The organism is Zhongshania sp. (genome assembly GCF_041623545.1).
In the GTDB taxonomy this organism is placed as follows: domain Bacteria; phylum Pseudomonadota; class Gammaproteobacteria; order Pseudomonadales; family Spongiibacteraceae; genus Spongiibacter.
Map to the genome: position 1 here is coordinate 1 of NZ_JBFJWS010000380.1, position 2,692 is coordinate 2,692.

Annotated in this window: 3 protein-coding genes and 1 pseudogene; all 4 read left to right on the forward strand. The window is 54.2% G+C overall.

Annotation, left to right across the window (positions count from 1 at the left end):
• Positions 1–522, forward strand: a pseudogene (gene glyA, locus ABYT30_RS18165) (serine hydroxymethyltransferase); the annotation flags it as partial.
• Positions 523–656: 134 nt separating this feature from the next.
• The gene (gene nrdR, locus ABYT30_RS18170) at positions 657–1,130 is read left to right on the forward strand and encodes a transcriptional regulator NrdR (protein WP_184461293.1); all 474 of its coding nucleotides are present in this window, start codon (positions 657–659) and stop codon (positions 1,128–1,130) included.
• A gap of 2 nt (positions 1,131–1,132) precedes the next feature.
• On the forward strand, positions 1,133–2,263 hold the full coding sequence (gene ribD, locus ABYT30_RS18175; RefSeq protein WP_373097911.1) for a bifunctional diaminohydroxyphosphoribosylaminopyrimidine deaminase/5-amino-6-(5-phosphoribosylamino)uracil reductase RibD: 1,131 nt from the start codon (positions 1,133–1,135) through the stop codon (positions 2,261–2,263).
• A partial coding sequence (locus ABYT30_RS18180) for a riboflavin synthase (RefSeq protein WP_373097913.1) occupies positions 2,264–2,692 on the forward strand: 429 nt, incomplete at its 3' end.

Consider the following 2,692-nt stretch of genomic DNA (forward strand, 5'->3'; position numbering starts at 1 on the left):
ATCGAGAAAAAGCTCAACTCCGCAGTATTCCCCGGTGGTCAGGGTGGCCCTTTAATGCATGTTATTGCTGCGAAGGCCGTTAGTTTTAAAGAAGCGATGACTCCTGAGTACGTTACTTACCAGAAGCAGGTTGTGACTAATGCTAAGGCAATGGCCAAAACCTTTATTGGTCGCGGCATTAATATCGTGTCTGGCGGTACTGAAAACCACCTGATGTTGGTTGACCTCATTGGCAAATCCTACACCGGTAAAGATGCCGACGCGGCACTGGGCGCGGCAAACATCACCGTAAACAAAAATGCCGTACCTAACGATCCCCGCTCACCGTTTATCACTAGCGGCCTGCGTGTTGGTACACCTGCAGTGACCACTCGCGGTTTTAAAGAAGCCGAGTGTGTCGAGCTGGCGAACTGGATGTGCGACGTACTTGAGGCATTGGAAGCTGGTGATGCGACAGCCAAAATCGAAGAAGTGAAAGTTAAGGTGCTGGAAATCTGTAAGCGCTATCCCGTATACGCTTAATGCTGGCCGGGAGGCGAGGGACGTAAAACAGTAGCGGCGCATCGCGCCGTTTTCTTAGCGTCTCCCGTCTCCCGTCAAGCGCCTCCCACACTGTGCTAAACTTCGGCAATATTCAACGCCCCTGAGGCAAAACCATGCGCTGCCCGTTCTGCAATTTTGACGACACCAAGGTAATCGATTCTCGGCTGGTTGCCGAGGGTGGGCAGGTTCGTCGGCGCCGGGAGTGCTTGTCCTGTTCAGAGCGCTTTACGACCTACGAAAGTGCAGAGCTTTTGATGCCTAAGATCATCAAAAGCGATGGTTCGCGTGAGCCTTTTGATGAAGCCAAAATGCGCTCCGGGGTATTAAAAGCCCTAGAAAAACGTCCAGTCAGTGTTGAGCATATTGAGGCCGAAATTAGCGGTATTAAGCGTCGTATTCAGGCTACTGGCGAGCGCGAGATTGGTAGTCGCGACGTGGGTGAGCAAGTAATGGAAGCCTTAAAAGCCTTAGACCATGTCGCTTATGTGCGGTTTGCGTCCGTTTATCGCAGCTTTCAAGATCTGGATGAGTTTCGCGCCGAGATAGATCGTTTGTCAGCGGAACCTCGGGCCGGGAAAGCGGATTAGTAATGAGCTTCTCAGATATTGATCGCGAGATGATGGCGCTGGCTCTGCAATTGGCGGAGCGCGGCCGCTATACCACCAGTCCAAACCCACGCGTGGGTTGCGTTATCAGTCATAATGACAAAGTGATTGCGCAAGGCTGGCATATTCGCGCAGGTGATGGCCATGCTGAAGTGAACGCCTTGGCGCAAATAGAAAGCGCTGAAGATTGCACAGTGTACGTGACCTTAGAGCCCTGTAGTCACTTGGGGCGCACGCCACCCTGTGCAGATCGGCTAATTGACGCCAATGTCGCTCGTGTGGTGGTGGCAATTGAAGACCCCAACCCGCTGGTGGCGGGGCAGGGTATTGCGCGTTTACGTGAAGCCGGCATACAGGTTGATGTTGGCGTAATGGCCGAGCAAGCTGCAGAGTTGAACAAAGGTTTTATGCGCCGGATAAAAGGCGGTCTGCCGTGGTTGCGGTTGAAGTCGGCGAGTAGCTTAGACGGCCGCACCGCGATGGCGTCGGGTGAAAGTCAGTGGATCACTGGCGCTGCGGCGCGGCAAGATGTGCAGCGTTTACGCGCCCAGAGTTGCGCGATTGTTAGTGGTGTCGATACGGTTTTGTACGATGACGCCCTGTTTACCGTGCGTCCCGAAACGTTTGCGCCTGAATTGCAAAAACAATACTGGCGCCAGCCCATACGGGTGATTCTTGATTCAGCCTTGCGTACACCCGTTGCCGCCAAACTCTTTAAAGAGGGTGGCGAAGTCATTATTGCAACAGTGGTAAAAGACGCCGAGCGCTATGGTCCGTTAATCGCGGCTGGGGCCACCATGCTTTGCCTTGCTGACGACGGTCATGGTCGGGTGTCCTTGTCGGCATTGATGCGCTACTTAGCTGATCGAGGCTGCAATGATGTGCTTGTTGAGGCGGGTGCAACCTTGGCGGGGTCGGCATTGCGTTCAGGTTTAGTCGACGAGTGGTTTATTTACATGGCGCCGAGTTTAATGGGCAGTAGTGCTAGGCCCTTAGTTGACTGGCCAATGAGTAAAATGGCTGGTCAGCAAGCATTGGAGATCGTTGATATACGCGCGGTGGGTAAAGACTGGCGCATTCACTGCCGCCTGCCGGCACTGCTGGGGGAGGCTTAGGTGTTTACTGGCATTATTGAAGCCTGTGGTAAAATCGCCGCAACCGAGCTGCGCAGTGGCGATTTGCGCCTGCGGGTGCAGAGTGCGGAACTGCCTATGCGCGAGGTCAAGCTTGGCGACAGCATTGCCACCAATGGCGTGTGCTTGACGGTGGTAGAATTGCTGACTGATGGCTACTGGGCTGATGTATCCAGAGAAACGCTCGCGCACAGTAGTTTCGCGCAGGCGAAAGTAGGGCAAGTAGTAAATTTAGAGCGCGCCATGTTGGCGAGTAGCCGTTTTGACGGCCATATTGTCAGTGGTCACGTTGATGGCATTGGGCGGATAGTAAGCTGTGAACAAGATGCGCGCTCGGTGCGGCTGCGAATCGAGGCGCCAGCCGAACTGGGGCGCTATATCGCGACCAAGGGCTCTATATGTGTCGACGGG

What these genes read in the sequence shown, in the direction of transcription:
- ribD (WP_373097911.1), top strand. Translation starts at nt 1,133, where the DNA reads ATGAGCTTCTCAGATATTGATCGCGAGATGATGGCGCTGGCTCTGCAA.
- nrdR (WP_184461293.1), top strand. Translation starts at nt 657, where the DNA reads ATGCGCTGCCCGTTCTGCAATTTTGACGACACCAAGGTAATCGATTCT.